Source organism: Ornithinimicrobium sediminis, from assembly GCF_021272345.1.
Taxonomy (GTDB): domain Bacteria; phylum Actinomycetota; class Actinomycetes; order Actinomycetales; family Dermatophilaceae; genus Ornithinicoccus; species Ornithinicoccus sediminis_B.
In genome coordinates this window covers 261,591-287,543 of record NZ_JAJSDQ010000004.1, presented here as the reverse complement: position 1 = coordinate 287,543, position 25,953 = coordinate 261,591, and the positions used below count along the sequence as shown (strand labels likewise).

23 protein-coding genes and 3 tRNA genes are annotated in these 25,953 nt (G+C 72.3%); 12 read left to right on the top strand and 14 right to left on the bottom strand.

The window, feature by feature from the left end:
- Positions 1-52: 52 nt before the first annotated feature.
- The 7 genes from LVO85_RS11455 to LVO85_RS11425 all read left to right on the top strand — a co-directional run bounded on the left by LVO85_RS11455 (position 53) and on the right by LVO85_RS11425 (position 6,831).
- The gene (locus LVO85_RS11455; RefSeq protein WP_232747611.1) at positions 53-439 is read left to right on the top strand and encodes a hypothetical protein; all 387 of its coding nucleotides are present in this window, start codon (positions 53-55) and stop codon (positions 437-439) included.
- A 30-nt stretch (positions 440-469) separates the two neighbouring features.
- Positions 470-1,036 carry a protein-L-isoaspartate O-methyltransferase family protein gene (locus tag LVO85_RS11450; protein WP_232747610.1) on the top strand — a complete coding sequence of 189 codons (567 nt, stop codon included), beginning with the start codon at positions 470-472 and terminating at the stop codon, positions 1,034-1,036.
- 158 nt (positions 1,037-1,194) lie between these two features.
- Positions 1,195-3,033, top strand: coding sequence for an acetolactate synthase large subunit (locus tag LVO85_RS11445; protein WP_408637687.1), 1,839 nt, complete (start codon positions 1,195-1,197; stop codon positions 3,031-3,033).
- Positions 3,034-3,115: 82 nt separating this feature from the next.
- Complete coding sequence (gene ilvN, locus LVO85_RS11440) at positions 3,116-3,436, top strand: acetolactate synthase small subunit (protein WP_232747608.1); 321 nt, start codon at positions 3,116-3,118, stop codon at positions 3,434-3,436.
- 114 nt (positions 3,437-3,550) lie between these two features.
- On the top strand, positions 3,551-4,579 hold the full coding sequence (ilvC, locus tag LVO85_RS11435; RefSeq protein WP_232747607.1) for a ketol-acid reductoisomerase: 1,029 nt from the start codon (positions 3,551-3,553) through the stop codon (positions 4,577-4,579).
- Entirely contained in the window at positions 4,576-6,270 is a 1,695-nt protein-coding gene (ilvD, locus tag LVO85_RS11430) for a dihydroxy-acid dehydratase (RefSeq protein ID WP_232747606.1), read from the top strand. The genes ilvC and ilvD overlap by 4 nt, the downstream gene beginning before the upstream one ends.
- 159 nt (positions 6,271-6,429) lie before the next feature.
- Positions 6,430-6,831: a GNAT family N-acetyltransferase gene (locus tag LVO85_RS11425; protein WP_232747605.1), complete on the top strand. Its 402-nt coding sequence runs from the start codon at positions 6,430-6,432 to the stop codon at positions 6,829-6,831.
- A 126-nt stretch (positions 6,832-6,957) separates the two neighbouring features.
- On the opposite strand, the gene LVO85_RS11420 is transcribed toward LVO85_RS11425, so the two are convergent.
- Entirely contained in the window at positions 6,958-8,283 is a 1,326-nt protein-coding gene (locus LVO85_RS11420) for an HNH endonuclease signature motif containing protein (RefSeq protein ID WP_269813341.1), read from the bottom strand.
- A 139-nt stretch (positions 8,284-8,422) separates the two neighbouring features.
- On the opposite strand from LVO85_RS11420, the gene LVO85_RS11415 reads away from it, so the two are divergent.
- Positions 8,423-10,303 (top strand): anthranilate synthase family protein, encoded by a 1,881-nt coding sequence (locus tag LVO85_RS11415; RefSeq protein WP_232747604.1) that lies wholly within the window; start codon positions 8,423-8,425, stop codon positions 10,301-10,303.
- 11 nt (positions 10,304-10,314) lie between these two features.
- Here the strand turns inward: LVO85_RS11415 and LVO85_RS11410 are convergent, their stop codons facing one another.
- The 9 genes from LVO85_RS11410 to LVO85_RS11370 all read right to left on the bottom strand — a co-directional run bounded on the left by LVO85_RS11410 (position 10,315) and on the right by LVO85_RS11370 (position 17,525).
- The gene (locus LVO85_RS11410; protein ID WP_232747603.1) at positions 10,315-11,148 is read right to left on the bottom strand and encodes an alpha/beta fold hydrolase; all 834 of its coding nucleotides are present in this window, start codon (positions 11,146-11,148) and stop codon (positions 10,315-10,317) included.
- A gap of 143 nt (positions 11,149-11,291) precedes the next feature.
- Positions 11,292-12,542: a cation:proton antiporter domain-containing protein gene (locus LVO85_RS11405; protein WP_232747602.1), complete on the bottom strand. Its 1,251-nt coding sequence runs from the start codon at positions 12,540-12,542 to the stop codon at positions 11,292-11,294.
- A gap of 7 nt (positions 12,543-12,549) precedes the next feature.
- Positions 12,550-13,398 carry a trypsin-like serine protease gene (locus LVO85_RS11400; protein ID WP_232747601.1) on the bottom strand — a complete coding sequence of 283 codons (849 nt, stop codon included), beginning with the start codon at positions 13,396-13,398 and terminating at the stop codon, positions 12,550-12,552.
- A gap of 184 nt (positions 13,399-13,582) precedes the next feature.
- A complete protein-coding gene (locus LVO85_RS11395) occupies positions 13,583-14,089 on the bottom strand; it encodes a hypothetical protein (RefSeq protein WP_232747600.1) in 507 nt (168 codons plus the stop codon).
- 175 nt (positions 14,090-14,264) lie between these two features.
- A tRNA-Phe gene (locus tag LVO85_RS11390) sits at positions 14,265-14,341 on the bottom strand.
- Between the two features lie 57 nt (positions 14,342-14,398).
- A tRNA-Asp gene (locus LVO85_RS11385) sits at positions 14,399-14,472 on the bottom strand.
- 51 nt (positions 14,473-14,523) lie between these two features.
- Positions 14,524-14,596 (bottom strand) — tRNA-Glu (locus tag LVO85_RS11380).
- Positions 14,597-14,690: 94 nt separating this feature from the next.
- Complete coding sequence (locus LVO85_RS11375; RefSeq protein ID WP_232747599.1) at positions 14,691-16,439, bottom strand: hypothetical protein; 1,749 nt, start codon at positions 16,437-16,439, stop codon at positions 14,691-14,693.
- A 60-nt stretch (positions 16,440-16,499) separates the two neighbouring features.
- On the bottom strand, positions 16,500-17,525 hold the full coding sequence (locus LVO85_RS11370) for a PHP domain-containing protein (RefSeq protein ID WP_232747598.1): 1,026 nt from the start codon (positions 17,523-17,525) through the stop codon (positions 16,500-16,502).
- A gap of 47 nt (positions 17,526-17,572) precedes the next feature.
- Here LVO85_RS11370 and LVO85_RS11365 point away from each other — a divergent pair, with 47 nt between their 5' ends.
- Complete coding sequence (locus tag LVO85_RS11365) at positions 17,573-18,022, top strand: GNAT family N-acetyltransferase (RefSeq protein ID WP_232747597.1); 450 nt, start codon at positions 17,573-17,575, stop codon at positions 18,020-18,022.
- A 90-nt stretch (positions 18,023-18,112) separates the two neighbouring features.
- Here LVO85_RS11365 and LVO85_RS11360 read toward each other — a convergent pair whose 3' ends face one another.
- The 3 genes from LVO85_RS11360 to LVO85_RS11350 all read right to left on the bottom strand — a co-directional run bounded on the left by LVO85_RS11360 (position 18,113) and on the right by LVO85_RS11350 (position 21,966).
- Complete coding sequence (locus LVO85_RS11360; protein WP_232747596.1) at positions 18,113-18,940, bottom strand: S1 family peptidase; 828 nt, start codon at positions 18,938-18,940, stop codon at positions 18,113-18,115.
- Positions 18,941-19,022: 82 nt separating this feature from the next.
- Positions 19,023-20,315, bottom strand: a complete 1,293-nt coding sequence (locus LVO85_RS11355) for an SPFH domain-containing protein (protein ID WP_232747595.1) — start codon at positions 20,313-20,315, stop codon at positions 19,023-19,025.
- Positions 20,308-21,966 carry an SPFH domain-containing protein gene (locus LVO85_RS11350; RefSeq protein ID WP_232747594.1) on the bottom strand — a complete coding sequence of 553 codons (1,659 nt, stop codon included), beginning with the start codon at positions 21,964-21,966 and terminating at the stop codon, positions 20,308-20,310. The genes LVO85_RS11355 and LVO85_RS11350 overlap by 8 nt, the downstream gene beginning before the upstream one ends.
- Before the next feature lie 138 nt (positions 21,967-22,104).
- Between LVO85_RS11350 and LVO85_RS11345 the strand changes: the two genes are divergently transcribed.
- Positions 22,105-23,901: an alkaline phosphatase D family protein gene (locus LVO85_RS11345; RefSeq protein WP_232747593.1), complete on the top strand. Its 1,797-nt coding sequence runs from the start codon at positions 22,105-22,107 to the stop codon at positions 23,899-23,901.
- Entirely contained in the window at positions 23,898-24,884 is a 987-nt protein-coding gene (locus LVO85_RS11340; protein ID WP_232747592.1) for a pirin family protein, read from the top strand. The genes LVO85_RS11345 and LVO85_RS11340 overlap by 4 nt, the downstream gene beginning before the upstream one ends.
- A 6-nt stretch (positions 24,885-24,890) precedes the next feature.
- Here LVO85_RS11340 and LVO85_RS11335 read toward each other — a convergent pair whose 3' ends face one another.
- On the bottom strand, positions 24,891-25,382 hold the full coding sequence (locus LVO85_RS11335; protein WP_232747591.1) for an acyl-CoA thioesterase: 492 nt from the start codon (positions 25,380-25,382) through the stop codon (positions 24,891-24,893).
- Between the two features lie 221 nt (positions 25,383-25,603).
- Between LVO85_RS11335 and LVO85_RS11330 the strand changes: the two genes are divergently transcribed.
- Positions 25,604-25,939 (top strand): hypothetical protein, encoded by a 336-nt coding sequence (locus LVO85_RS11330; protein WP_232747590.1) that lies wholly within the window; start codon positions 25,604-25,606, stop codon positions 25,937-25,939.
- Positions 25,940-25,953 lie beyond the last annotated feature (14 nt).

The window sequence follows — 25,953 nt, the reverse complement described above, 5'->3', positions numbered from 1 at the left end:
GTGGGTGGGCGCGAGGGCTACCGTGAGGAGGGACGGGGGAGAAGGAGGGACCATGGTCCGCACCATCCGGCCCGCGGTGGCGCTCGCCGCCGCAGCCCTGCTGCTCGTCGCCCCACTGCCGTCGAGCGCCACCCTGTCCGCCGGCCCTGCGAGCTCCGGTCCGTCGAGCGCCGGTGTGTCGGGCACGCCCCCTTCGGCCGCTGTGGTGGCTGTCGCCGCCCTGCAGATGTCGGCCGACATCGGCCACGGGGAGAAGGTGTCCCGAGCGGCCTCGGCGCCGGGTGGCCCGACCGTCCCCGAGGGGTGCCGCAACTTCGGCCACTGGGTCTCCTCGGAGGCGCGCGGCACGACCTGCGAGGACTCCCCGCGACCCGGTGGTCCCCAGGACGCACGGCCGAAGGACAGGAAGGACGCGCGCCCCGGTGGCTCACAGGACTGAGCCGCGTGCCCCGCACGACGGAGAGGGACGATGACCGACCGGGTCCGGCAGGTGATGCGCGAGGTCCCGCGACGGAGGTTCCTGCCGAAGGCGGAGCGGGCCTGGGCAGGCCTGGACCGGGCTCTGGACATCGGCTACGGCGCGACCTGCTCCCAGCCCAGCACCGTGGTGCGCCTGCTGGAGCTCCTCGACGCCCGGCCCGGTCACCGGGTGCTCGACGTCGGCTCGGGCTCGGGGTGGACCACCGCGATGCTCGCCCGCCTGGTGTCCCCGGACGGATGGGTCGTCGGGGTCGAGATCGTGCCGGAGCTGGTCGAACGCAGCCGGGCAGCGCTGGAGGCGCACGACGTGCAGGGCGCGAGGGTCGAGCAGGCGGTGAAGGGGGTGCTCGGCCGCCCCGCCGACGGACCCTACGACCGCATCCTGGTCAGCGCCGAGGCCCACGACGTGCCGCAGCCGCTGCTGGACCAGCTCGCGGACGGGGGCCGGATGGTCGTCCCGGTGCGGGGGCGCCTGGTGACGGCGGAGCTCCACGACGGCAAGGTCAGCACCGAGAGCGAGGGCTGGTACAGCTTCGTCCCGCTGCAGGGCTCCTGAGCAGGAGCCTGCGCCGAGGGGCTTGACGCGACGGCAATCATGGTTCATGGTTGAGCCCATGCACACCGCTCTCGTACTTATTGCCCCAGGACGCGTATCGCGCTGACCGCAGCCGATCGCGTCCTCCCCTCGTTCGTCCTCCCGGACCGAGGGGTTTTTTGTTGCCCGACCTTCACGCACCGCCAGACACCAGCCGACAGGACACCGCTTCCATGAGCACGGTCACCCGCACCGCCGCAGCCACGGACACCGACCGCCCCGCGCCGCGCACCGGCGCGGAGAGCCTCGTCGAGACCCTCCAGCGCGTAGGCGTCGAGCACATCTTCGGCCTTCCCGGCGGCGCGGTCCTCCCGCTTTACGACGCGCTCTACGGCGCCCGGGGCCTGCGGCACATCCTGGTGCGGCACGAGCAGGGCGCGGGCCACGCGGCGCAGGGGTATGCCGCGGCGACCGGCCGGGTGGGCGTGTGCATGGCGACGAGCGGTCCGGGAGCGACCAACCTGGTCACCCCGCTGGCCGACGCCAACATGGACTCGGTGCCGATGGTCGCGATCACCGGCAACGTCCCCAGCGCGGCGATGGGCTCGGACGCCTTCCAGGAGGCCGACATCCGCAGCATCACGATGCCGGTCACCAAGCACTCCTTCCTGGTCACCGACCCCAACCTGATCGCCGACACCGTCGCCAGCGCCTTCCACCTGGCGCAGACGGGCCGTCCGGGGCCGGTGCTCGTCGACGTGTCCAAGGACGCGCTGGCGGCACTGGTCACCCAGCCGGGCCGCGGTGAGCTGGTGCTGCCCGGCTACCGCCCGCAGACCGAGCCCACGCCCGAGTCGGTCCGCGACGCGGTCGAGCTCATGCTGCGCTCGCGTCGGCCGGTGCTCTACGTCGGCGGCGGCACCGTCCGCGCGGGGGCGCACGCCCAGGTGCGTGCGCTGGCCGAGCTGACCGGCATCCCGGTGGTCACGACGCTGATGGCCCGGGGCGCGTTCCCCGACAGCCACCCCCAGCACATGGGCATGCCGGGCATGCACGGCACCGTCTCCGCGGTGGCCGCGCTCCAGAAGTCGGACCTGATCATCAGCCTGGGCGCCCGCTTCGACGACCGGGTGACGGGCGCCCGGGACTCCTTCGCCCCGCACGCCAAGGTCATCCACGCCGACATCGACCCCGCCGAGATCGGCAAGAACCGGCCGGTCGACGTGGGCCTGCTCGGCGACGCCCGGGTCGTCGTCGACCAGCTCGTCACGGAGTTCACGATGCGCACCGCGCAGGGCGCCGAGCCCGACTACGCCGCCTGGGTCACCCGGTGCCTGATGTGGAAGAGCCGCTACCCGCTGGGCTACGACGAGCCGGCCGACGGCTCCCTGGCGCCGCAGCACGTCATCCAGCGGATCGGCGCCATCGCCGGCCCCGACGCGATCTACACCTCCGGCGTGGGCCAGCACCAGATGTGGGCCAGCCAGTTCATCGGCTACGAGCGCCCCCACGCCTGGCTCAACTCCGGTGGCCTGGGCACCATGGGGTATGCCGTGCCGGCGGCGATGGGCGCCAAGATCGGCTGCCCGGACTCCACGGTCTGGGCGATCGACGGCGACGGCTGCTTCCAGATGACCAACCAGGAGCTCGCCACCTGTGCGGTCGAGGGCATCCCGATCAAGGTGGCCGTCATCAACAACGCGGCCCTGGGCATGGTCCGGCAGTGGCAGACGCTCTTCTACTCCGAGCGTTACAGCAACTCCGGCGCCCCGTCGGCGCAGGTGCCCGACTTCGTCATGCTGGCGCAGGCCTACGGCTGCGCCGGTCTGCGCTGCGACAGCCCGGCCGACGTCGACGCGACCATCGAGGCGGCCATGGCCGTCGACGACCGTCCGGTCGTCGTGGACTTCCGGGTCCACAAGGACGCCATGGTCTGGCCGATGGTCCCGGCCGGCACCAGCAACGACGCGATCCAGTACGCCCGTGACCTGGCTCCCGACTTCGACGAGGACGAGTGAGCCGATGACCGCACCGACGACCGACCTCCCCGCACCCGACACCGCATACCCGAGCACCACCCCCACCCGAAAGGTGAGCACCATGAGCCGCCACGCACTGTCCGTCCTGGTCGAGAACAACCCCGGAGTCCTGGCCCGCGTGTCGGTGCTCTTCGCCCGTCGCAGCTTCAACATCGACCACCTCGTGGTCGGCCCGACCGAGGACCCGAAGGTCTCCCGGATGACCATCCTGGTCAACGTCTCCAGCGAGCAGCTGCACAAGGTCACCAGCCAGCTGGACAAGCTCATCGAGGTCATCCACATCGAGGAGCTGGACGACGCGGCCGCGATCCGCGAGCAGCTGTGGGCGATCAACGACAACGGCCCGCGCCCGGTCGGCGCCATGGCCGCTGCCTGGGGCTGACCCACCCCCCTAGGCTGTCCGCCGGGGACGTCCTGGCGGGCAGCCTGACCGCGTCACCCGCACCACCAGCACGTCCCCCCAGCCGCGCCACCCACTCGAGGAGCACACCTGACCATGGCCACCATGTACTACGACGCCGACGCCGACCTGAGCCTCATCCAGGACAGGGCGGTCGCCGTCCTCGGATACGGCAGCCAGGGCCACGCCCACGCACTGTCCCTGCGCGACTCGGGCGTCGACGTCCGCGTCGGCCTGAAGGAGGGCAGCGCCTCGCGCGCCAAGGCCGAGGCCGAGGGCCTGCGGGTCGTCACGCCGGAGGTTGCCTGTCAGGAGGCCGACCTGATCATGGTGCTGGTGCCCGACCACCTGCAGCGCGGTCTCTACGCGGATGCCGTCGAGCCCAACCTCGAGGACGGTGACGCGCTCTTCTTCAGCCACGGCTTCAACATCCGGTTCGGCTACATCACGCCGCCCGCAGGTGTCGACGTCTGCATGGTCGCACCGAAGGGGCCGGGTCACCTGGTGCGCCGGGAGTACGTCGACGGCCGCGGTGTGCCCGTGCTCGTCGCCGTGGAGCAGGACGCGTCGGGCCACGGCTGGGACCTCGCGCTGTCCTACGCCTCCGCCATCGGCGGCCTGCGTGCAGGTGGCATCAGGACGACCTTCACCGAGGAGACCGAGACCGACCTGTTCGGCGAGCAGGCGGTGCTCTGCGGTGGTGTCTCCGAGCTCATCATGAAGGGCTTCGAGACCCTGACCGAGGCGGGCTACCAGCCCGAGGTCGCCTACTTCGAGTGCCTGCACGAGCTCAAGCTCATCGTCGACCTGATGTACGAGGGTGGCATCGCCAAGCAGCGCTGGTCGGTGTCCGACACCGCGGAGTACGGCGACTACGTCTCCGGCCCGCGGGTCATCGACGACCGGGTCAAGGCGAACATGAAGGCGGTCCTCACCGACGTGCAGAACGGCACCTTCGCCCAGCGCTTCATCGACGACCAGGACGCCGGTGCCCCCGAGTTCACGGCGCTGCGTGAGAAGGGCGCCGCCCACCCGATCGAGGCCGTCGGCCGCGAGCTGCGCGGCATGATGGCCTGGGTGCGCTCCGGCGACGACGACTACACCGAGGGCTCCGCCGCCCGATGACCGACATCAAGCCGCGCAGCCGCGACGTCACCGACGGTCTGGAGCGGACCGCTGCCCGGGGCATGCTCCGGGCCGTCGGGATGGGCGACGAGGACTGGGAGAAGCCGCAGATCGGCGTCGGCAGCTCCTGGAACGAGATCACCCCCTGCAACCTGCCGCTGGACCGGCTGGCCCAGGCGGTGAAGGACGGCGTGCACGCCGCGGGCGGCTACCCCCTGGAGTTCGGCACGATCTCGGTCTCCGACGGCATCTCCATGGGGCACGAGGGCATGCACTTCTCCCTGGTCTCCCGCGAGGTCATCGCCGACTCCGTGGAGACCGTCATGTCGGCCGAGCGGCTCGACGGCTCCGTCCTGCTGGCCGGCTGCGACAAGTCGCTGCCGGGCATGCTCATGGCCGCGGCGCGCCTCGACCTGGCCTCGGTGTTCGTGTATGCCGGGTCGATCCTGCCCGGTCAGGCGCGCCTGTCCGACGGGTCGAGCCGCGAGGTGACGATCATCGACGCGTTCGAGGCCGTCGGGGCGTGCGCCCGGGGGCTGATGTCCCGGGAGGACGTCGACGCGATCGAGCGGGCCATCTGCCCCGGCGAGGGCGCGTGCGGCGGCATGTACACCGCCAACACCATGGCAGCGGCCGCCGAGGCCCTCGGCATGGCGCTGCCCGGCTCGGCCGCCCCACCCGCGACCGACCGGCGGCGCGACCGCATCGCCCGGCACTCCGGGCAGGCCGTCGTCGGCATGCTGCGCAGCGGCCTGACCGCACGGCAGATCCTCACCAAGGAGGCGTTCGAGAACGCCATCGCCGTGGTCATGGCTCTCGGCGGGTCGACCAACGCCGTGCTGCACCTGCTCGCGATCGCCAACGAGGCCGAGGTCGAGCTGACCCTGGCGGACTTCGCCCGGGTCGGAGCGACGGTGCCGCACCTGGCCGACGTCAAGCCGTTCGGAGCGCACGTGATGACCGACATCGACCGCATCGGCGGCATCCCGGTCGTCATGCAGGCCCTGCTGGACGCCGGCCTGCTGCACGGTGAGGTGATGACGGTGACGGGCCGCACGCTGGCCGAGAACCTCGCCGAGCTCGACCCGCCACAGCTGGACGGCACTGTGCTGCGCCAGATGAGCAACCCGATCCACGCCACGGGCGGGCTGACCATCCTGCACGGCTCCTTGGCGCCCGAGGGCGCTGTGGTGAAGTCGGCCGGGTTCGACTCCGACGTCTTCCGTGGCACAGCGCGTGTCTTCGAGGGGGAGCGGGCGGCGATGGACGCCCTCGAGGACGGCACGATCGCTGCCGGCGACGTGGTCGTCATCCGCCAGGAGGGTCCGCGAGGCGGCCCAGGCATGCGCGAGATGCTCGCCATCACCGGCGCGATCAAGGGTGCCGGGCTGGGCAAGGACGTGCTGCTCGTCACCGACGGCCGCTTCTCCGGCGGCACGACCGGGCTGTGCGTGGGCCACATCGCGCCGGAGTCCGTCGACGGTGGCCCCGTTGGCCTCGTCCAGGACGGCGACCAGATCGAGCTCGACGTCGCTGCCGGCACCCTCGACCTGCTGGTCGACGAGACCGAGGTGGCCGCCCGGCGCGCCGCGTGGACGGCCCCTGAGCCACCGGAGCGTGCCCGCCGCGGTGTGCTGGCGAAGTACGCCCGGCTGGTGGGCTCGGCCGCCCAGGGGGCCGTCACCCACTGAGGGAGCAGCGCGGGCGCGACCCCTCCGGAGGGTCGGACAGGAGGGGTACAGTCCGTGATCCACGCGTCGTCGTGACGCGCTGGGTCGGCTCGGACCCCCGGCTCGGACAGCCGCGGGTCATCACCACGGAAGGCGCAGGACGCGAGGACGATGACGGTGGTGGAGACGACGTACCGGGTGGACGGGCCGGTCGACGACGAGGAGCTGACGACGCTGCACGAACGCGCCTTCCGGGCGAGCGGACACGGCTTCGTGCCGTGGTCGAAGCGGCTCAAGCGGCACAGCATCTGCTGGGTGACGGCACACCGCGGTGACCAGCTGGTCGGCTTCGTCAACGTCATCGGTGACGGCGGCGCACATGCCGTGCTGCTCGACACCGTGGTGCTGCCGAGTGTGCAGCGGCAGGGCATCGGCACGGCGCTGGTCACCCGTGCGGTCGACGAGGCGCGCAGCCTGGGCTGCCAGTACCTGCACGTCGACTACGAGCCCGAGGCCGCCGACTTCTACGAGCGGGTCTGTGGCTTCCAGCCGACTGCTGCAGGTCTCATCCGCCTGGGCTGATCCGCGCCCTCGCCCGGCCTCGCCGGACCGATCGTCTGCCGCAGGGTCCGCCCCGGGCACGTGCTTCGGGCAGCCCCTAGCCATGCCTGTGGCCCGGCCGTTGGGGCCGGGTGCGGGGCGGGTGAGCTAGAGGTGCCAGGTGACGCTGGTGGTGGTGACGGTGGCGGTGAGGTCGTGGTCGTGGACCAACGTGTGGTGTCGCCCGCAGAGCAGGGCGTAGTTGTCGATGTCGGATCGTCCGCCGCGGGACCAGTGCACGACGTGGTGGGCTTCGCACCAGGCCTGCGGGACGGTGCACCCGGGGAAGGTGCAGCCTTGGTCGCGGTGGGCCAGCACCACCCGTTGGCCCGGGGTCACCAACCGGCGCGCCCGGCCCTGGTCCAGCACCTCCCGGTCGGTGCCCAGGACCTGCGGGATGAGCTGGGCGTCGCACGCGACCCTGCGGACGGTGCCCGGGGAGAGCACGTCCCCGGTCGCCGTCGTCCCCGTCCCGGTCAACGCCTCTTGGAGGGGGTCCCAGGCGATGGTGACCACCACCGTCGCCTTCGGTGACGTCGGGGTCGAGTCCCCGCCGGCCAGCCCGCGGCGCAGCACGGTCAGCACCGCGTCGTACCGGCGCTGCGACGCCGTCCGCGGGTCCGGCCCGCCGGTCTCGTCCGGCACGGGGGCCGCCAACGGTGAGGCGAGCACACTGCGGAGCAGGGCGGCGCCGTCGGCGTCACAGGTCAGCACGAACCGGGTCAGCGACCCGTCGGCCAGCGACGACTCGTGCACCCCCCGCAGGGCCGCAGCGGCCCGTGCTCGGGTGTCGTGGTCCCGGTCCGGGACCACCACCGACACCAGGTGGTCCGCGACCCGGCGCAGGTCCGGGTCGCTGTGCCGAGGCTCGACCGCGACCCCCAGCAGGGTGCCCACCGCGTCGACATACTGGTCGGTGTCCAGGAACGGTCTGACCCTGGCCGCGGCCCGCAGCACCGCCGCGGCCCGGCGCACCGGCAGCAACGAGTCCCACACCGCGTCCGCGACCTGCCCGTGCACCGGGTCACCGACCCCGCGGGCCACGGCCACCACATCCGCGACCTGGGGACCGGACAGCCACGGGCACCGCTGCGCCACCCAGTCCTGAGCGCTCAGCCCCTGATCGGTGTGCACCCCGCGCCCCAACGCCTCGGCCACCAGGCGCACCGTGACCGTCTCCGTGCGCGCCCGCAGCACGTCGACCTGCGCCAACGCCGACACCAGCTCCTCCCCTCCCATCCGGGGCGCGTCCCGGCCCACCCCGGCCGCGGCCACCACCCCACGGGTCCCGTCCGCCAGGCACCCCGCCAGCACCTCCCCCGGCCCCCGCCACCCCCACTCAGGAGGGCCGTCGGTCAGGTCGTCCACCCCCACGCGCACCACCCCCGACCGCACCTCCACCACCGGCTCGTCGTCGGGCTCGTCGTCGAACATGTGTCCACCATGTCGCCCGCCACCGACACACCCCCACCCCCGTCCACAAGCACGACCCGTCAGCCCCCGGTCCGCCAGAGCGCCACCCAGAGCTGCGGCCCGGATCATGACGCCGGCCCGGGATGACAGACTGCTGCCTATGCCCGAGGCCTATCCCGTGCTCGACCGCGTCCTCGCCGACCCCGGCGGCCAGGCCTGGGCCGTGCTGGTGCGCGAGGGCCAGGGCGCCGCCGAGGTCATCGTCGGGGAGGTGCGGGACCTCGACCTGCTCGCGCAGATCCCCTCGGCCGAGGCGGGCCTGCCGGTGCTCACCCTCGTGCCCTTCCGCCAGATCGCCGAGCGCGGCTTCGACGCGCATGACGACGGCACGCCGCTGCGCGCGCTGTGTGCGACCGCATACGAGCGGGTGCCGGTCGCGGTGCTCACCGAGCGGCTCCCGCACGCTGCGGTGGAGGTGACCGACGAGCGGTTCAGCGTGTCCGACGAGGACTACGCGGCCATCGTCGAGCGCGTCGTCGAGGACGAGATCGGCAACGGTGAGGGCGCCAACTTCGTGATCCGTCGCGACATCGTGGCGCACACCGCCACCCTGCCCGCGACGGCAGCGCTGACCTGGCTGCGCACGCTGGTGCAGGACGAGCGCGGGGCCTACTGGACCTTCGCCGTGAGCACCCCCGGGCACACGCTCGTGGGCGCCACACCGGAGCGCCATGTGAGCGTGCAGGACGGGCGGGTGCGGATGAACCCCATCTCCGGCACCTTCCGCCATCCCCGCGACGAGGCCGAGGACGTCGTGCCCGCCTTCGAGGCCTTCATCAAGGACACCAAGGAGACCGAGGAGCTCTTCATGGTGGTCGACGAGGAGATGAAGATGATGGCCCAGATCTGCACGCACGGCGGGCGGATCACGGGCCCCTACCTGAAGCAGATGGCTCACCTCACGCACACGGAGTACCTCCTCGACGGACAGTCCGAGGACGACCCCCGCGACGTGCTGCGCCTGACCATGTTCGCCCCGACGGTGACCGGCTCGCCGATGGAGAACGCCTGCACCGTGATCAGACGGCACGAGCCGGAGGGGCGTGGCTACTACTCCGGCGTGCTCGCCCTGGTCGAACGGGACGACGACGGCGCCGAGCACCTCGACGCCCCGATCCTCATCCGCACCGCGCACCTCAGCGGCGACGGCACGGTGCGCGTCAGTGCCGGTGCCACCCTGGTGCGGCACAGCGACCCCCGCTCGGAGGTCGCCGAGACGACGGCGAAGGCGAGCGGCATGCTCGCCGCGCTGGGCCTGCGCCCCCGGCGCGAGACGCGGTATGCCGTGCAGCTGGCGGACCTGCCGGGCGTCGCCGACGCGCTGGAGGCCCGCAACGAGTCGCTGTCGCCGTTCTGGCTCTCTCCCCAGGAGCCCCGCCCCGACCCCGACCTGCTCAGCCGGCGGGTGCTCGTGGTCGACGCCGAGGACATGTGGACCCAGATGCTGGCGCACCAGGTGCGCCACTTCGGCATGACCGCGGAGGTGCGTCGCTGGGACACGGTCTCACCGCAGGACCTCGCCGACGTCGACCTGGTGCTCTTCGGCCCGGGGCCGGGCGACCCCGAGGACGTCGAGGATGAGCGGATGGTGCACCTGCGTGACCTGGTGCGAGCGCGCCTGGAGGCCCGGGCACCGTTGCTCACCGTGTGCCTGAGCCACCAGGTGCTGGCCGGGCTGGCCGGCCTGACCATCAGCAAGCTGGACCGGCCGCTGCAGGGTGTGCAGGTGCCGGTCGAGCTGTGGGGGCGCCACGCACGGATCGGGTTCTACAACACCTTCGTCGCCCGCCCCGGTGCGGCATGCCTGCCCGACGGTCGCCCCCTCGAGGTGGCGGTCGACCCCCTCCACGACGCGGTCGTCGGCCTGCGCGGCGACGGGGTCGCGAGCATCCAGGGACATGCGGAGTCGGTGCTCTCCCGGGACGGTCTCTCCACCCTCCACGCGCTGATCAGGCACGCGCTCGGCCACCCCTCGGCCTGAGCCTGGTCGGTTCAGCGGCCGAGGAAGTCGATCAGGTCGGCGTTGAACGCCTGGGCGTGCGTGGTGTTCAGGCCGTGGGGTGCCCCGTTCACGATGGCCGTCATCGCCCCGGGGATCGCCGCCGCGGTCCGCCGGCCGGAGGCCTCGAAGGGCACGATCCCGTCGGAGTCGCCGTGGATGACCAGCGTGGGCACGGTGACGGCGGTGAGGTCCTCGCGGAAGTCGGTCGTGCCGAAGGCCTCCATGCAGCCGAGCGCCGCCTCCTGGTCGGACTGCAGGCAGAGCTCGATGCCCTTGCTGACCTGCTCGGGGGTGGCCTTCAGCTCCTCGCCCGCGGTGTAGAAGCCCTGGACGAAACCGGGGAAGAACTCGTCCCGGGAGGCACGCAGGGATGCCTCCATCTCGGCCGCGGCCTCGGGGTTGAGCGGCCCCTCGGGGTTGCCCTCGGTGTGCAGCATGTAGGGCGGCACGGCGGCGGCGAAGACGACGCTGTGCAGGCGGTCCTGCCCGTGGCGTGCGACATACCTCGCCACCTCGCCCCCGCCCATCGAGAAGCCGACCAGCGTCACGTCGCTGAGGTCGAGCGCCTCGAGCAGCGCGTGCAGGTCGTCGGCGAGCGTGTCGTAGTCGTAGCCGCCCGCTGGCTTCGCCGAGGCGCCGAACCCGCGGCGGTCGTAGGCGACCACACGGTAGCCGGCCTCCTGCAGGGCGGGCACCTGTTCGCTCCACGACTCGTGGGTCATCGGCCAGCCGTGGATGAGGACCACGGGACGTCCGGTGCCTCCGGTGTCCTGGACCTCGAGGTCGATCGAGTCGCTGCCGCTGGTGACGGTCAGGGTGCTCATGGGCGTGCTGCCTCCTCAGGTGTCGGGGCCGGCGCCACAGGCTGCGCGACGCCGGGCAGGATCCGTCTCCGAGTCTCGCACCACCCCCTGGGCGCGGCACGTCGTGGGTCAGGCGGTGCACCGTCTGGCCGACCGCTCGCCGGTCAGGACGGTGCTTCCTCCTGCGCCTCCTGCCGTCCCGTGCCCTCGTGACCGACCCGGGCTGCGTAGAGCCGTCGCCCCGGTGAGGCGGTGAGCCCGAAGACCACGGCGCTGACAGTGACGACGAGCGTGACGGCGGCGAACACGGCCGGGTCGTCCACACCCTCGTGACGGGCATGGGCCAGGTAGAACAGCGCGCTGACCCCCATCGGGCCGTACCACCCCATGAAGACGGCCTGCGGACGGGTCGTCCCCAGTGAGCCGGCCAGGGCCAGGACGACGGGAAGCCGTCGCAGCAGCAGCACGGCCACGACGAAGAGGACTGCGCCCCAGCCGAGGTCGCGCCACCCGGCCCAGGGCAGGACGACTCCCAGGAGCGCGAAGAGCGGCAGCACGGCATACCGGTTGATGCCCTCGTCCACCGCCTCCTGGTGCCTGCGGGGGGTGCTCGGCACCATGTGGTTGTAGGCGAGCCCGGCGACGAACACCGCCAGCACCCCGCCGGCGTCGACGAGCCGGGCTGCGCCGAGCACCCCCGCGGCCAGCAGCAGCGTGTAGACCAGCTCCGGCCCCTCACCGAGGTCGTGGTGGTCGAGGGCGCGGCGCAGCGCCCACCCGGCGGCCCATCCGAGCAGACCGCCGATCACGGTGCCGGCCCCGACCTGCCACAGCACCTTCCCGAGCGCCTCGGTGACCGCCGCGGCTGGAAGGGCCGCCGCCACCAGCACCCCGACCAGGACGATGCCCAGCCCGTCGTTGGCGCCGCTCTCCGTGGTCAGCAGGGCACGCACCCGCTCGGCGAGGGTGCGCTCCGCGGGGGCGCCGGTGACGACGGCTGCCGCCAGCACGGGGTCGGTGGGAGCCAGGCAGGCGCCGACCAGCAGGGCCAGGACGAGCGGTAGGCCCACCGCCAGCGCGGCGACCCCGCTGACCAGCGCCGCCACCGGCAGCACGACCGCAAGGAGCAGCAGGAGCGGTCGCACCAGCCCGGTGAGACGGTCCGCCGGGTAGCGGAGCGCCGCCGCCATGACGGAGGCGGCCAGCAGCACCCGGCCCCCCTCGAGCAGCAGCAGGTCGCGCACGTGCTCCTCCACCCGCACCAGGTCGAGGACCATCGGGCCTGCGAGCACTCCCAGCACGAGCGCGACCAGCGCCTCGGTGAACGGGAGCCGGCGCTGCATGGGCTCGCTGATGAGCGCCAGCAGCACGCCGGTGAGGCCGAGGACCGCCAGGGTCAGGGGGAGCCAGGTCATCTGATCGTCACAGGTAGGGGCGCACGAACTCCTGGGCCTCGGGGATGTCCGTGCGGAACTGGAAGTCCGTGCCCGCGCACTGCCCGGTGATGCCGAAGGAGGTCACCGCCACGACGGTGGTGGTCTCCAGCCCGGTCGCCGGGTCCACCCAGAACGCCGGGCCACCGGAGTCGCCGAAGCAGGTGCCGCCGGACCCGTTGCCCTTGCCCGGGGTGTTGCTCATCTGCACCGTGTGGGTGCCCTGGTTGGTGGAGCGCCCGAGACCCATGATGGTGGAGGTGCCCCGGTAGCGGACGTAGTCGTCCTGGTAGAACGCCGGCACAGTGCCCTGCAGGCCGTAGCCCACGACGACGACCTGACGCGTGGAGGTGGCACCCTTGCGGGTCATCAGGGCGTCGAGGAAGCCCTCCTCCGGCAGGGTGCCGTAGACGCCCCCGGTGTCGATCGCGCCCGCGAGCTCGACCAGCCCGATGTCGTAGGTGTCGGGAAAGGCCGCGTAGTCGTCGTAGTCGGGGTGGGGAACCGCCTGCCCCTGCACCCAGTGGTCGCTGGACTCCAGGAACGCCACGATGCCGTCGCCCTCGTAGTCGGCGAGCGGGTCGGGGTGGTTGCTCACCCACGTGGCGTCGTTGACCTGTCCGCCGCCCTCGGTGCAGTGCCCCGCGGTCAGGACCGTGTCCTCGTCCAGCAGCGTGCCGGAGCAGGAGTAGTAACCCTCGCCCTGCTGGGAGAAGAGCAGCGTGACGACGTGCGGATGGTCCTCGCCGTCGGGCTCGCCCCAGGTGACGGCCTGGGCGGCGGTGGCGCCGATCACGAGCGCGGCGGCGGTGGACGCGATGACAGGGGTGGTGCGCATGGTGGGCTCCTCGTCGGACGGGTGTCACCCCGAACGTACGACAGGTCACGGTGGTGCGCGAGAGCCTGGCCGGGACGCAAAGCGAGAGCCGTAGGTGCGTCAGGGGGCAGACCTACGGCTCTCGTGCGCTCCGAATGCTACGACATGCTCAGGCGCGGTGTGAACACGACGTGGTGGGAGGCACTCAGCCGCCGAAGGTGCCCTCGATCTCGTAGTCCACCTCGACCTCGGGCGCGCCGTCGTGCAGGTCGGCGTCGAGCTCCCAGGTCTCGAAGAACCCGTCCCCGTCGCGGCGGAGGTCGAGCTCGACCGCGTCACCGTCGACCGAGCGACCGGTCTCCTCCTGGTCGGTCACGTCCCAGCCCTCGGCCGGCCGCACGTCGACGAGCTCGAGCGTGCCGTCCGGGGTGACCGTGAGCTCCACCTCACCGGCGAGCCCGACGCCCCAGACGCCGTCCCGCAGCTCGCCGTACGGGCCGCCCTCGTCCGGGGCGGTGCCGAAGAGCCCCGCGTCGCCCTCGGCGGCGCCGGGGGCCTGCGTCGTCGTGGTGTCGGCGGTGTCCGTCACGGGCTCCTGCCCGGAGCCGTCGCTCACGTCGATGCCGGCGAGGTCGTCGACCGCGGACTCGCCGCAGGCACTCAGGGCCAAGGCGGCCAGGGACACGCTGGCCAGGGCGGTGAGGCGGTGCATGGTCTCCTCTCTGGGCGGGCCGGCTGGTCCGTCCCCGCGATGAGACAAGCCCACCCGACAGGGATGAGTGAGCGATGAGAGGACGAGGACACAGCTCTCATCGACGCCGCCGGGAGCCCAGGTGGCCGGGACGAGAACGGCACGACCCTCGACGGGTCGTGCCGGCTGAAGCTGATGGTGGCCAGGGGCGGGGTCGAACCGCCGACCTTCCGATTTTCAGTCGGACGCTCGTACCAACTGAGCTACCTGGCCGGGTAGTGGTCGCACCGCTGCTCCGCACCTGATGGTGCGAAGCAGCGGCGTGCACTGCGACCCCGACGGGACTCGAACCCGCGACCTCCGCCGTGACAGGGCGGCGCGCTAACCAACTGCGCCACGGGGCCTTGGTAGGCCAAACGTGTACTACATACCGGACATGCATCGCTGCACACCAGCATCCCCAACGGGATTCGAACCCGTGTTGCCGCCGTGAAAGGGCGGAGTCCTAGGCCGCTAGACGATGGGGACCTGTCCAACGGGCCCCCCGCCGCCAAGCGCAGCTCGGATCCGTCGAGGACGTGGGAGAGCATACGTGAGCCCTCGCCGAATCGCCAAAGTGGCCTCAGGTGCGCCTGACTTCCTGGATGTTGAGCACGAGCATGGCCAGCCCGGCGGCGGCCAGCAGTGCCGCCAGGATGATGCGCCACGACCCGATGACCCCGGTGAACAGCGCCACCAGGACCAGCCCGGCGCCGACCAGGATGACCAGGCTGAGCGCGAGGGTGATCAGCCGCTTCTGCGCGACCGCCTCGACGACCAGCACCACCAGCAGCCCCAGGACCGCCCAGAGCGGGTCGGAGGCCCGGGTGGGCGAGACCACTGCGGCGAGCAGCAGGAGGATGAGCGGCGTGCTGATGCGGGACCAGATGTTGAGCAGCCACTGGCGCCCCGTGCTGTCGTCCGGCAGCGGCTCCTGCCGGTGCCGTAGGTGGGCGTGCGGGTGCACCGGGGGCGGCGGCGTGTCGCGGACGGCCAGGAGCCGTTGCCGCTCGTCCCGCCGTTGCGTCAGCCGCGTGCCGAGCTCGGCCAGCGCGAGCTCCTCCAGCGCCGTGTCCTCGCGTCCGCCGAGGACCGAGGCGCGCAGCTGCCGACGTCGCCGCCGTCGCTCCTCTCTGATCGAGGCCACCTCCTGCTCGAGCTCCTCGACGCGCTCGCTGATGAGGGACTGGCGCTCGGTCTCGTCGGGCACCACGACGTCGAGCGCCGTCCAGCCGACCGGGTCGCTCCAGGACTGCCGCACGGTCCCGTCGCGGTTGTAGCGCGGGCCGGCGGGGCCGCGCTCCCCGCCGAACGGGTCGTCGGTGTCGTCGCCCCACAGCCCCGTGTAGTCGCGCACCCAGGGCGTGTCGTCCTCGATGAGGACCGGTCGCCACCTCCGCTCCTGGCCAGGGCCGATCGCGACGCCGTCGCCCCGCTGGTACTCCACGTAGGGGATGCCGACGCCGTCCTCCTGTTCGCGACGGCTGAGCGGGAAGAGCACCCGGGTGACCCGCCGAAAGGCACGCACCATGGTCGCGAAGCGGGTGTCCCGCACCGAGATCAGGTACTCCCCGGCGAGGTAGGCGCCGGCGTGCGAGCCGAGGCCGGCGTGGACCACCGGGTGCCCGTCGACGACGGTGAGGTCGGGGTCGTCCCAGCGGCGGCGCAGGTCTGCGCCCACCTCGTCGTGTGCCGAGAAGGCGACCCAGGCCGGGACGGGCCAGGGCGCACCCTGCTCGTCCACCAGCATCACCGTGACCTGCTCCCAGTCACCCTCGTGGTCGTTGACGCCGTGGGCGCGGGAGCGCCAGTCGTTGAAGTAGGAGAAGAACCAGTACTGCAGCACGGTGTAGCCCCCGCTGCGCACCACCCGCCCGTAGTAGGGGTGGTCACCGTGGTCCGGCCGATCCCGGTCGAGCAGCGCGGCCGCGGCCTGCGCTCCGGTGGGCACGCTGCCGCGCAGGATGAGGGAGACGCGGCTGCCCGCGTCGATGAAGCGCGCGAGCACACCCACCCGGCCCAGCCGGCTGTGGGCCCGGAAGCGGGGGCGGTCGCGGCGCAGCCGCCACGCCACGAGCTCGGCCTGGGTGAGGGGCGTCGCCACCAGCCGTAGGTGGTGGCGGGCCGTCTGCCCTCTCGTCTCCCGGACGAGCCGGTCGAGGTCGAGCTCGCCGCAGCCCGCGATCCGGGCCCGCTCGGAGGGGCCGGTGCGCTCCCACAGCTCGGCCTGCTCGACGAAGGACTCGACCGAGGCGGGCAGGAAGTACTCGCCCTCGTTGAAGCGCACGATGGGTGCGTGCCGTTCGAGCAGCTCCAGGGGGTCCCGGTCCACGGCACGACCATACCCACCGGCCGGGGCCGTGCAGGAGGCGGTCAGGTCGGTCTGGGCTGCTCAGCAAGGTGCGGCCCACGCCAGCAGGCGCGGCAGCGGCCAGGTGTTGACGATCCGGTCGAGGGGCACGCCGAGACGCTCGGCGCGCTCGCAGCCGTAGGCCAGGAAGTCCAGCTGGCCGGGCGCGTGCGCGTCGGTGTCCAGCGCGAAGAGACAGCCGACCTCCACCGCCAGGCTCAGCAGGTCGTCGGGCGGGTCGGTGCGCTCGGGCCGTGAGTTGATCTCCACGGCCGTGCCGGACTCCCGGCAGGCCTCGAACACGGCCGCCGCGTCGAAGGTGCTCGGCGGCCGCGTGCCGCGCCCTCCCGTGACCAGGCGCCCGGTGCAGTGCCCCAGGACGTTGGTCTGCGGCAGGCGCACCGCCGCGACCATGCGCCGGGTCATGGCGGGGGAGTCCATCCGCAGCTTGGAGTGCACGGAGGCCACCCGGACGTCGAGCCGGTCGAGCAGCTCCGGGCTCTGGTCGAGCGAACCGTCGTCGAGGATGTCGACCTCGATGGCCTTGAGCAGCGTGAAGCTGTCGCCCAGCGCGGCGTTGATGCCGTCGACGACGGTCAGCTGCCGCGCGAGCCGTGCCGCGGACAGCCCGTTGGCCACCCGCAGCCGCGGGGAGTGGTCGGTCAGCGCCAGGTAGTCGTGCCCGAGCTCCACGGCCGTGGCCACCATCTCCTCGATCGGTGAGCCGCCGTCGGACCAGTCGGAGTGGCTGTGCAGGTCGCCGCGCAGGGCCTGCCGCACCGTGTCGCCTCCCTCGACCAGAGGACCACCGGCGGTCCTCTCGAGCTCTGCGAGCTTGGCCGGCACGCGGCCGGCCGCCGCCTCCTCGACGACCGTCGCGGTCGAGGGGCCGATGCCCGCCAGCTCGCGCAACGTGCCGGCCCGGACCCGCGCCCGCACCTCCGCCTCCGGCAGCCCGAGGAGGGTCGAGGCGGCCTCGCGGTAGGCCTTCACCCGGTAGGTCGAGGCGCGGCAGCGCTCCAGCAGGAAGGCGATCCGGCGCAGGGCGTCGACGGGTTCGATGGCCATACGAGGCAAACTACGCGAGGGCTGCGCCACCGCATACGGTGTGCGTCATGGACGAGCCCGTGGTGCACGCGAGCCGCTTCGAGGACCTGACCCCGCGCCAGCTCTACGACCTGCTGCGGCTGCGGGTCGACGTCTTCGTCGTCGAGCAGGACTGTCCCTACCCGGAGCTGGACGGCCGCGACACCGAGCCCGACGCCGAGCAGCTGTGGGTCGACGTCGACGGGGAGGTGGCGGCCACCGTGCGGGTCCTCAGCGGCGAGGGGTGCCGGCAGATCGGCCGCGTGGCCACCGCCCGGGCCCACCGGGGCAAGGGGTATGCCGCCCGCCTGATGCGGGAGGCGATCGACCGGATCGGGGAGCAGCCCGTCGAGATCGGGGCGCAGGCCTACCTGGAGGAGTGGTACGGCCGCTTCGGCTTCGTGCGCAGCGGCGAGGACTACCTGGAGGACGGCATCCTGCACCTGCCCATGCGCCGGGAGCCGTCAGGCGCACCGTGACGCCGACGGCCTGGGCCGTAGCAGGGCCCCGGCGAGGTCACCGGGGCCCTGCTCAGCGGTCGCTAGACCGCGGGAGTGTGGGTCAGCGCCTCACGACTCCGTCGGGGAGAGGCCGAAGGTGGCCAGCCAGTCGAGGTCGTCGGCGGTGTCGACGCGGTAGCCGCCGCCGGTGCCGGCGCAGCGCGCGTTGAGACCGTAAGAGGTCACCGCCGCGATGGTCGTGCTGCCCTCGACGAAGATCGGCCCACCGGAGTCACCGCTGCAGGTGCCCCCGCTGGAGGCGTTGTTGGTGAACAGCACCGAGTTGCCGGCCTTCTTCTCTCCGAACGCCGCGTCCTGGTTGATGATCCGCAGCGTCGCTTGCCGGCGCTCTACCACAGCCTCGGTGAGGCCGGTCTGCGCCGGCATCGAGCGCTGCAGACCGTAGCCGACCGCGGTGAACTCCTGCTTGTTCTGGCCGCGCTTGACGAAGAAGTCGTCGAAGTACCCCTCCTCCGGCAGTTCACCGTACTCGGCCAGTTCGAACGGCTCGTCGAGCACAACCATGCCCAGGTCGTTGAGGTAGAACGCCGCGTCGTCGTAGTCGGGGTGCGTGTGCGGGGTGCCGGTGATCGAGTCCTCGCCGGGCCAGGGGTAGCTGGTTCCGGCGACGTCCTCGCTGAACCAGATCTCCACGGAGTCGGCACCGTAGGTGCAGTGACCTGCGGTGAGGAAGTGGGTCGAGTCCACCAGTGCGCCCGAGCAGCGCCAGGCTGGTACGAGCGCACCCTCGGGGTTCTCGACGAGGGCGACCATCACGCCGACGAACGGGTGCTCGTTGTTGTCGGGCTCACCGAAGGTGATGGCGGAGGCGGGGGCAGAGACGGACAGGGCCAGAGCGGCAGCGGCCAGACCGGCCAGGGGCTTTGCGAGGTGCACGGGACGGGTCTCCTTCGACACGGGGGGTGTGAACCCGGTCACTGTAGGCCGGAGGCCCGGAGGCGGCCACCCGAAGGGCTCCTCACGACCGGTCGTCTGCCGCCGCGCCGCCGGTGTCACCGCCGAGGCGCGGAAGCAGCTGGGCCATGAGCAGGGTGGACAGGGCCGAGGTGTCGCCGGACCCGGGGTCGGTGTGCACGACGACGGCCCGGGGGGCCTCCTTGGCCAGCTGGGCACCCACGTCGAGGCGTCGGCGGGCGAGCTCGTAGCCCAGCACGGCGCGGTTGTCGCGGTATGCCGTGGCGAGCTGGGCCTGTGCCTTGGCCTCGCCCTGGGCGGCGACGAGGTCGGTGCGTGCCCGGGTCTCGATCTGGTACTTCACCCGCTGGGCCTCCGTCTCGCGCTCCTCCAGCATCTGGGCGACGTCCTTGCGGGCCTTGTTCACCGCCGCCTTGACCTCGATGATCTTGGCGTCGCGCACCTTCTTGGAGCGCTCGATCTCCATGAGCAGGGTGTCGATGCGGCGCTTGCGGGTGAGCTCCCACTCCTTCTCGTAGGCCGCGAGCTCCTTGGAGACCCGCTCCCGGGTGGACAGGTGCTCGCGGTACTGGTCGGGCAGCTGCACGTCGGGGATGTTGCACCCCATGATCTGCACGCCGTAGCGCGTCAGCTGGCGGTTGAGCAGGTCCTGCATGTCCTTGACGTCCGACCCGCGCAGGTCGTAGGCGCGCTCGGTGCGCACCTGGCGGCTGCGCTGCCGGATGGCGTCCTGCACCGAGTTGGACAGCACGAGGTCGAAGTTGCCGGCCCCGATGGTCTGCACGAAGCGGATGGCGTCGACGATGCGGAAGCGCAGGAAGAACTCGATCGACTTCAACGGGACGTTCTCGTGCGTCGGGCTGGACAGCACGGGCGCGGCATACGGGATCTCGGTGGTGACGTCGACGACGTAGGCCACCCTCGCCCAGGGGTGCCACAGGTAGTGCCGGCCCGGCGGCAGCCCCGGCCCGCTGATGGCGCCGAACTTCGTGAGGACCCCGGTCGTGCCCTCCTCGATCTCCACGATCGAGGAGCGCCACCACCACAGGGCCGCCAGCAGCAGCCAGAGCACGGCCACGGCGACAGCGGGCCAGCCCAGCACCTCACGGTCCTCGGCCAGCAGCAGCGCCGCGGTCACCCCGGCCCACACCGCCAGGAAGACCAGCGAGAGCCAGCGCAGGCCCCGACTGTCCTTGGGGATGACGACGGGCACGATCGAGCCCTGGTCGCCACCGCGCAGCAGGGTGGCGACGTCGCCCCAGCCGGCCAGGGCCTCCTTGATGGAGGAGGTGCCCTGGCGGCGCAGGGCCTGCTGTGCCTGGGCCTGCTCACTCATCGTCCTGCCCCTTCCAGGTGGTGCTGCCCGGCGTCGTGTCCGGTGTCGTGTCCGGGCCTGCCGGCGACGGGTCCGTCCCGCTCACCGAGCGCCGGATCTGCTCGATGCGTTCCTGCCCCGCCGGGTCGGCCGTGTGCTCGGACTCCGGGACGAGCTCGACCTGCGTGGCCTCGGGGGGCTCCAGCAGGTGCTCGATCTCGCCCTCGCGCTCGGCGATCCGCTCGGCGATCTGGTCCTTGCGGGACCGGATGGCATCCATGTCCTCACCGGTGAACAGCGGCGCGTCCGAGTCACCCACGAGCTGCCGGGCGACCTTGAGGAAGTCCACCCCCTCCTCGTCCGCGCCCACACGCACGATCTGCGGCAGCGACGCGGCGAGGGACTCCAGCTGGTCGAGCATGTCGCGCTGGTAGCGGTAGTCGAGGATCTCCGGTGCGAGTGCCGCGCTCATCGCGCGGATGTCCAGCGCCTGGGCCTCCAGGAGCGCCGCGTTGGCGTTGGCGGTCGACTCCGACTCGACGAAGCGCTGGCGGGCCAGGGCCTCGGCCCGGTTGGTCTCCCGCTCCAGCGCGGTGTCCATCTGCGCCTGGTAGCGGGCGATGTCGGCGGCGATCGACGACAGGGTCTCGTTGAGCGAGGCGAGGTCCTTGTTGAGGTCGCCCTCGTTCTGCTCCTTGCGCAGCTGGAGCTCGTACTCGTAGGTGTAGGCCTCCTTGGCGACCCGCACCATCTCGGGCGCCGCGAGGTCCATGCGGTACTCCTGGTTGGCCGGCTCCGCGTGCGTGATGTTGGCGGTGGTGAGCTCCACGGCGGGGGCGAACTGGGCGTTGAGCTGCTCCAGCAGGCGACCGGTGCTCTCACCGACGAGGTCGTAGATGCCGGAGGCCTCCTGCTCGTAGATCAGCGAGCGCGTGGTCTCCGAGATGGCGTTGTTGAGCTTGTCCTGGAAGCCCTGCACGGCACCGAGGACGAAGACGAACTCGCGCGCGTTGACGATGCGGAACTGCAGGAAGAGGTCGACCGAGGCCTGGACCCCGGACGTGGTGGGCGCCTGCCGGATGGGTGCGTTGAACGGGTACTCCCTGGTCACGTTGACGATGTAGGACACCCGCTTCCAGGGGTTGAGCAGGGTCACCAGGCCCGGGCCCACCTCGGCCTCGACCTTGCCGAACCGGGAGATCAGCGCCACGCAGCCCTCGGGCACCATGACCATGCCCTGGCGCCACCAGGCGAACACCGCGGCGAGCACCACGAGCACCCAGTAGTGCGGGCCGAAGACGGGTCCGGCCAGGTCGAAGGGCCACAGCGCCAGCGTGCCCCCCACCCCGAGGGCGACGAGGAGCAGGACCGGCAGCAAGGTGCGCAGCGTGCGTCCCCGCGGCATCACCATGGGGGTGATGACGTGGACCGGCCCGTGCTGCCCCTGCTCGTAGTAGCTGCGGCTCAGCTTCTCGGCCGCGTCGGTCAGGGAGCAGGTCTCGGACTGGATGCGGGTGCCGGCGGACTGGCCCTGGTCGCGCGCCGCGGGGAAGTCCCGAGGGCTGAGCGCGAAGGCGTCGCCCTGCTGACGGCTGCTGTCGCCGCGGTGCTCTTGGAGCTCGCCGACCACCTGCCGGGCGGTGCTCATGAACTCGTCTGCTCTGCTGCTCACGTCGTCCCCTCGTCCTCAGCGGACCGGGACCTCCCGGCCGGCGTGCGTGCAGTGTGGCACAGCGCTGTGACGTCGCTGACGTGCAGGTCGTTCCGGGTGGACCGTGCACACCAGCGGTCGACGGGGCACACTGTGCAGATGTCCGATCCGCTGGTCCTGGGCCCCTTGCTGCGTCACGTCGACACCTCCAGCGCGGCGGTCTGGGTGCAGACGGCGGCCGCGGCGACGGTCTCGGTGCACCTGGAGGGGGACGAGCGGGTATGGAGCGCGCCGACCTTCCGCGTGCACGGTCACCACTACGCCCTGGTGGAGGTGACCGGGCTCGAGCCGGGCCTGCACACGGCATACCGGGTGGAGGTCGACGGCAGCACGGTCTGGCCGCTGGAGGACGGGCAGCGCCCCCCCAGCACGCTGCGCGTGCCTCGCCCCGACCGGGTGCCCCGGCTGGCGTTCGGCTCCTGCCGCACCAGCGTCCCGCACGACGCGATGGGCCACCTCACCCACGGCGTCGACGCCCTGCGCAGCTACGGCGTCGCGGTCGCCCGGGGCGGCGAGGCCCCGGAGTGGCCGGACGCCATGCTGCTGCTGGGCGACCAGGTGTATGCCGACGAGCTCAGCCAGGAGATGAAGGACTTCATCTCCTCGCGCCGCTCGCTCGACGAGCCGCCCGGGGCCGAGCTGAAGGACTACGACGAGTACGCCCACCTGTATGCGGTGGCGTGGGGCGACCCGTGGCTGCGGTGGGTGCTGTCGTGCCTGCCGACGATGATGATCTTCGACGACCACGACGTGCGCGACGACTGGAACACCTCGTGGCAGTGGCGCCGGCAGATGGAGGCCACGACCTGGTGGCACGGGCGCATCGTGGCCGCGCTCGCCTCCTACTGGGTCTACCAGCACCTGGGCAACCTCTCGGTGCAGGAGCGCGCCGAGGACGAGATCTGGGCCGAGCTGGTGCGCCGCCGTGAGGAGGGCGAGGGTGAGGTCGACCTGTCGGAGGTGCTGGACGCGTTCGCCGAGCGGGTGGACCAGGAGCCCACGACCTACCGCTGGTCCTACGCCCGCGACTTCGGGGACGCCCGCCTGGTGGTGGCCGACTCACGCGCCGGCCGGGTCCTGGAGGAGGGCCGTCGCTCGATGCTCGACCCCGACGAGATGGAGTGGCTGGGCGGCCAGCTGCGGGGCGACTGCTCCCACCTGCTGGTCGGCACCTCGCTGCCCTTCCTGCTGCCGACGGGGCTGCACCACCTCGAGTCCTGGAACGAGGCCGTCGTCGACGGGGCGTGGGGACGCCGGGCGGCGGGGGTGGCCGAGCGGATCCGTCAGGGCATCGACCTCGAGCACTGGGCGGCCTTCCAGGACGGCTTCCGCGAGGTCTGCGCCATGGTCGACCAGGTCGCCGCGGGCCGCCGGGGCGCTGCGCCGGCATCCGTCGTCTTCCTCTCCGGCGACGTGCACCACTCCTACATCTCCGAGGTGCGCCGGGCCGGCGGCACCCGGGTGCTGCAGTTCGTGTGCTCGCCGATCCGCAACCCGCTGCCGCGGCCGCTGCGTGCGGCCAACGTGGTGGCCTCCCACCGGGTGGCGGGGCTCCTGGGCGGGCCGATGGCCCGCTGGGCCAGGGTGGCCCGGCCGGCCTGGGAGTGGGACACCCTGGCCGGTCCCTGGTACGACAACAACATCGCGATCCTGGAGCTGCACGACGGGCGGATGAGGGTCACCTGGTGGACCGGCGAGGTCGAGGACGGTGACCACGAGCGGCCCCGGCTGGCGCGGGTGGCGCAGGTGGACCTCGACGTGCCGCCGCCCGACCAGCCCCACCGACCGGCGGAGGCCGTGGTGCGGGACCGCTCCCGCCGCCGGGTCCCTCGGCGCCGCGGCGGGCGCAGCCGCAGCGGCGACCGACCAGATCGCACAGGCAGGATGGGCACATGAGCAACGTCGAGGCCCGTCCGGTGGAGGTGACCTGCGGTGAGGAGGACGCCGGCGACCGTGGGGTGGAGGTCATCACGGCCCGTGACGTGCCGCTGGGCGGGCCCCGGGCGATGACGGTGCGGCGCACCCTGCCCTCCCGGCGGCGGACCATGGTGGGTGCGTGGTGCTTCGTCGACCACTACGGCCCCGACGACGTCTCCGAGACCGGCGGCATGGTGGTGCCACCGCACCCGCACGCCGGTCTGCAGACCGTGTCGTGGCTGTTCAGCGGGGAGGTCGAGCACCGCGACTCGCTCGGCACCCACGCGATGGTGCGGCCCGGTGAGCTCAACCTCATGACGGCGGGGCACGGCATCAGCCACTCGGAGGTCTCCACGCCGGAGACCACCACCCTGCACGGGGTGCAGCTGTGGGTCGCGCTGCCGGCGTCCGCGGCCGAGGCCGAGCCGGACTTCGAGCGCTACCGCGCCGAGCCCGTGGCGGTCGACGGCGCGGTGGTGTCGGTCTTCGTCGGTGCGCTCGGTGTGCCCGGTCACGACGTGCCGGCGTCCCCGGTCGTGACCCGGTCGCCGCTGCTGGGCGCCGAGCTCACCCTGCTGCCGGGTGCCCGGCTGGCGCTGAGCGTCGACCCGGCGCACGAGCACGGCGTGCTGGTCGACTCCGGCACGGTGCGGGTCCAGGGCCGGCAGGTCGAGCGGGCCGAGCTGGCCTTCGTGCCCGCCGGGAGCCCGAGCCTGGAGGTCGTGGCGGTCGGGGAGGACGCCGCGCGCGTCGTGCTGCTGGGCGGGGAGCCGTTCGGCGAGCAGATCGTCATGTGGTGGAACTTCATCGGCCGGTCGCACGAGGACGTCGTCGCGGCCCGTGCCCAGTGGCAGGCCGAGCTGGCCGGCGCCGAGGCCGAGCGGTTCGGCCGGTTCGACTACCCCGGTGACAGCCTGCCGGCCCCCGAGCTGCCGGGAGTGCGTCTGCGCCCGCGAGGCTAGGCCGGCTCAGCCCTGGCGGATGTCCTGCTCCCGCCGCTCGAGCTCGCGTCGCAGCTCGCGCCGGCGCTGTGCAGCGGTGTGCCGCCTGCGCTGGACCTCGGTCCTGGGCACCCAGGTCGGCACCACGACCGGCCTGCGGTCCGGGCCCAGCGCGACCATCGTGAAGTAGGAGCTGTTGGTGTGCCGCACGGTGCGGTCGAGCAGGTCCTCGGTGGTGACCCGGATGCCGATCTCCATCGAGGTGCGTCCGGTGTAGTTGACGCTGGCCAGGAAGGTCACGAGCTCGCCCACATGCACCGGCTCACGGAAGACCACCCGGTCGACGGAGAGCGTGACGGCATACGCCCCGGCGTAGCGGCTGGCGCACGTATAGGCGACCTGGTCCAGCAGCTTGAGGAGCGTGCCGCCGTGCACGTTGCCCTGGAAGTTGGCCATGTCCGGCGTCATCAGCACGGTCATGGACAGCCGTTGCACCCCGGCCTCGTCCGCTGTGTCCACAGCGACAGGATCGCAGAGCCGTGCCAGGCGGTGGCGGCAGCAGCTCCGCTGCGGCCGGACGGTCTGCGGCTGCGACAGCGCTTCCGGGGCTGCGACAGATGCCTCGAAACCCTCGGGAGCCGTTGTGGCGCCCGGGCCGTCGTCGCTACCGTCGAAAGACTCTTCGGCTCCCCGTGGGCGCGTCGAGCGACCTGGCCGAGGAGTGGGAGAGAGGTAGCACCATGCGCAGGACTGCAGCACTCGTCGGGGCAGTGGCACTGATGGCGGTCGGGCTCGCCGGCCCGGCTCAGGCCGACGGTCATCCGCCGGGCCCACCGCCGCAGCACGGGCACATGCTCGTCCTCGGCGTCGTGTGGGACGGCGACGAGCCGGTCGGCTTCCGCAAGTGTGTCGACCTGGCCGGTGGCAACAAGCTCGGCAACAACGCACACCACCAGCACGCGCACACCGGCAAGGCGGGCGAGGCGCTCTACAGGGCAGGACACCTCGTCGTGCCGACGGCTCCGCTCACGCCGTTCGGCGGATGTGCGGACCTGGAGGCCATGTTCGGTCACTGACCCGCTTCCGACCG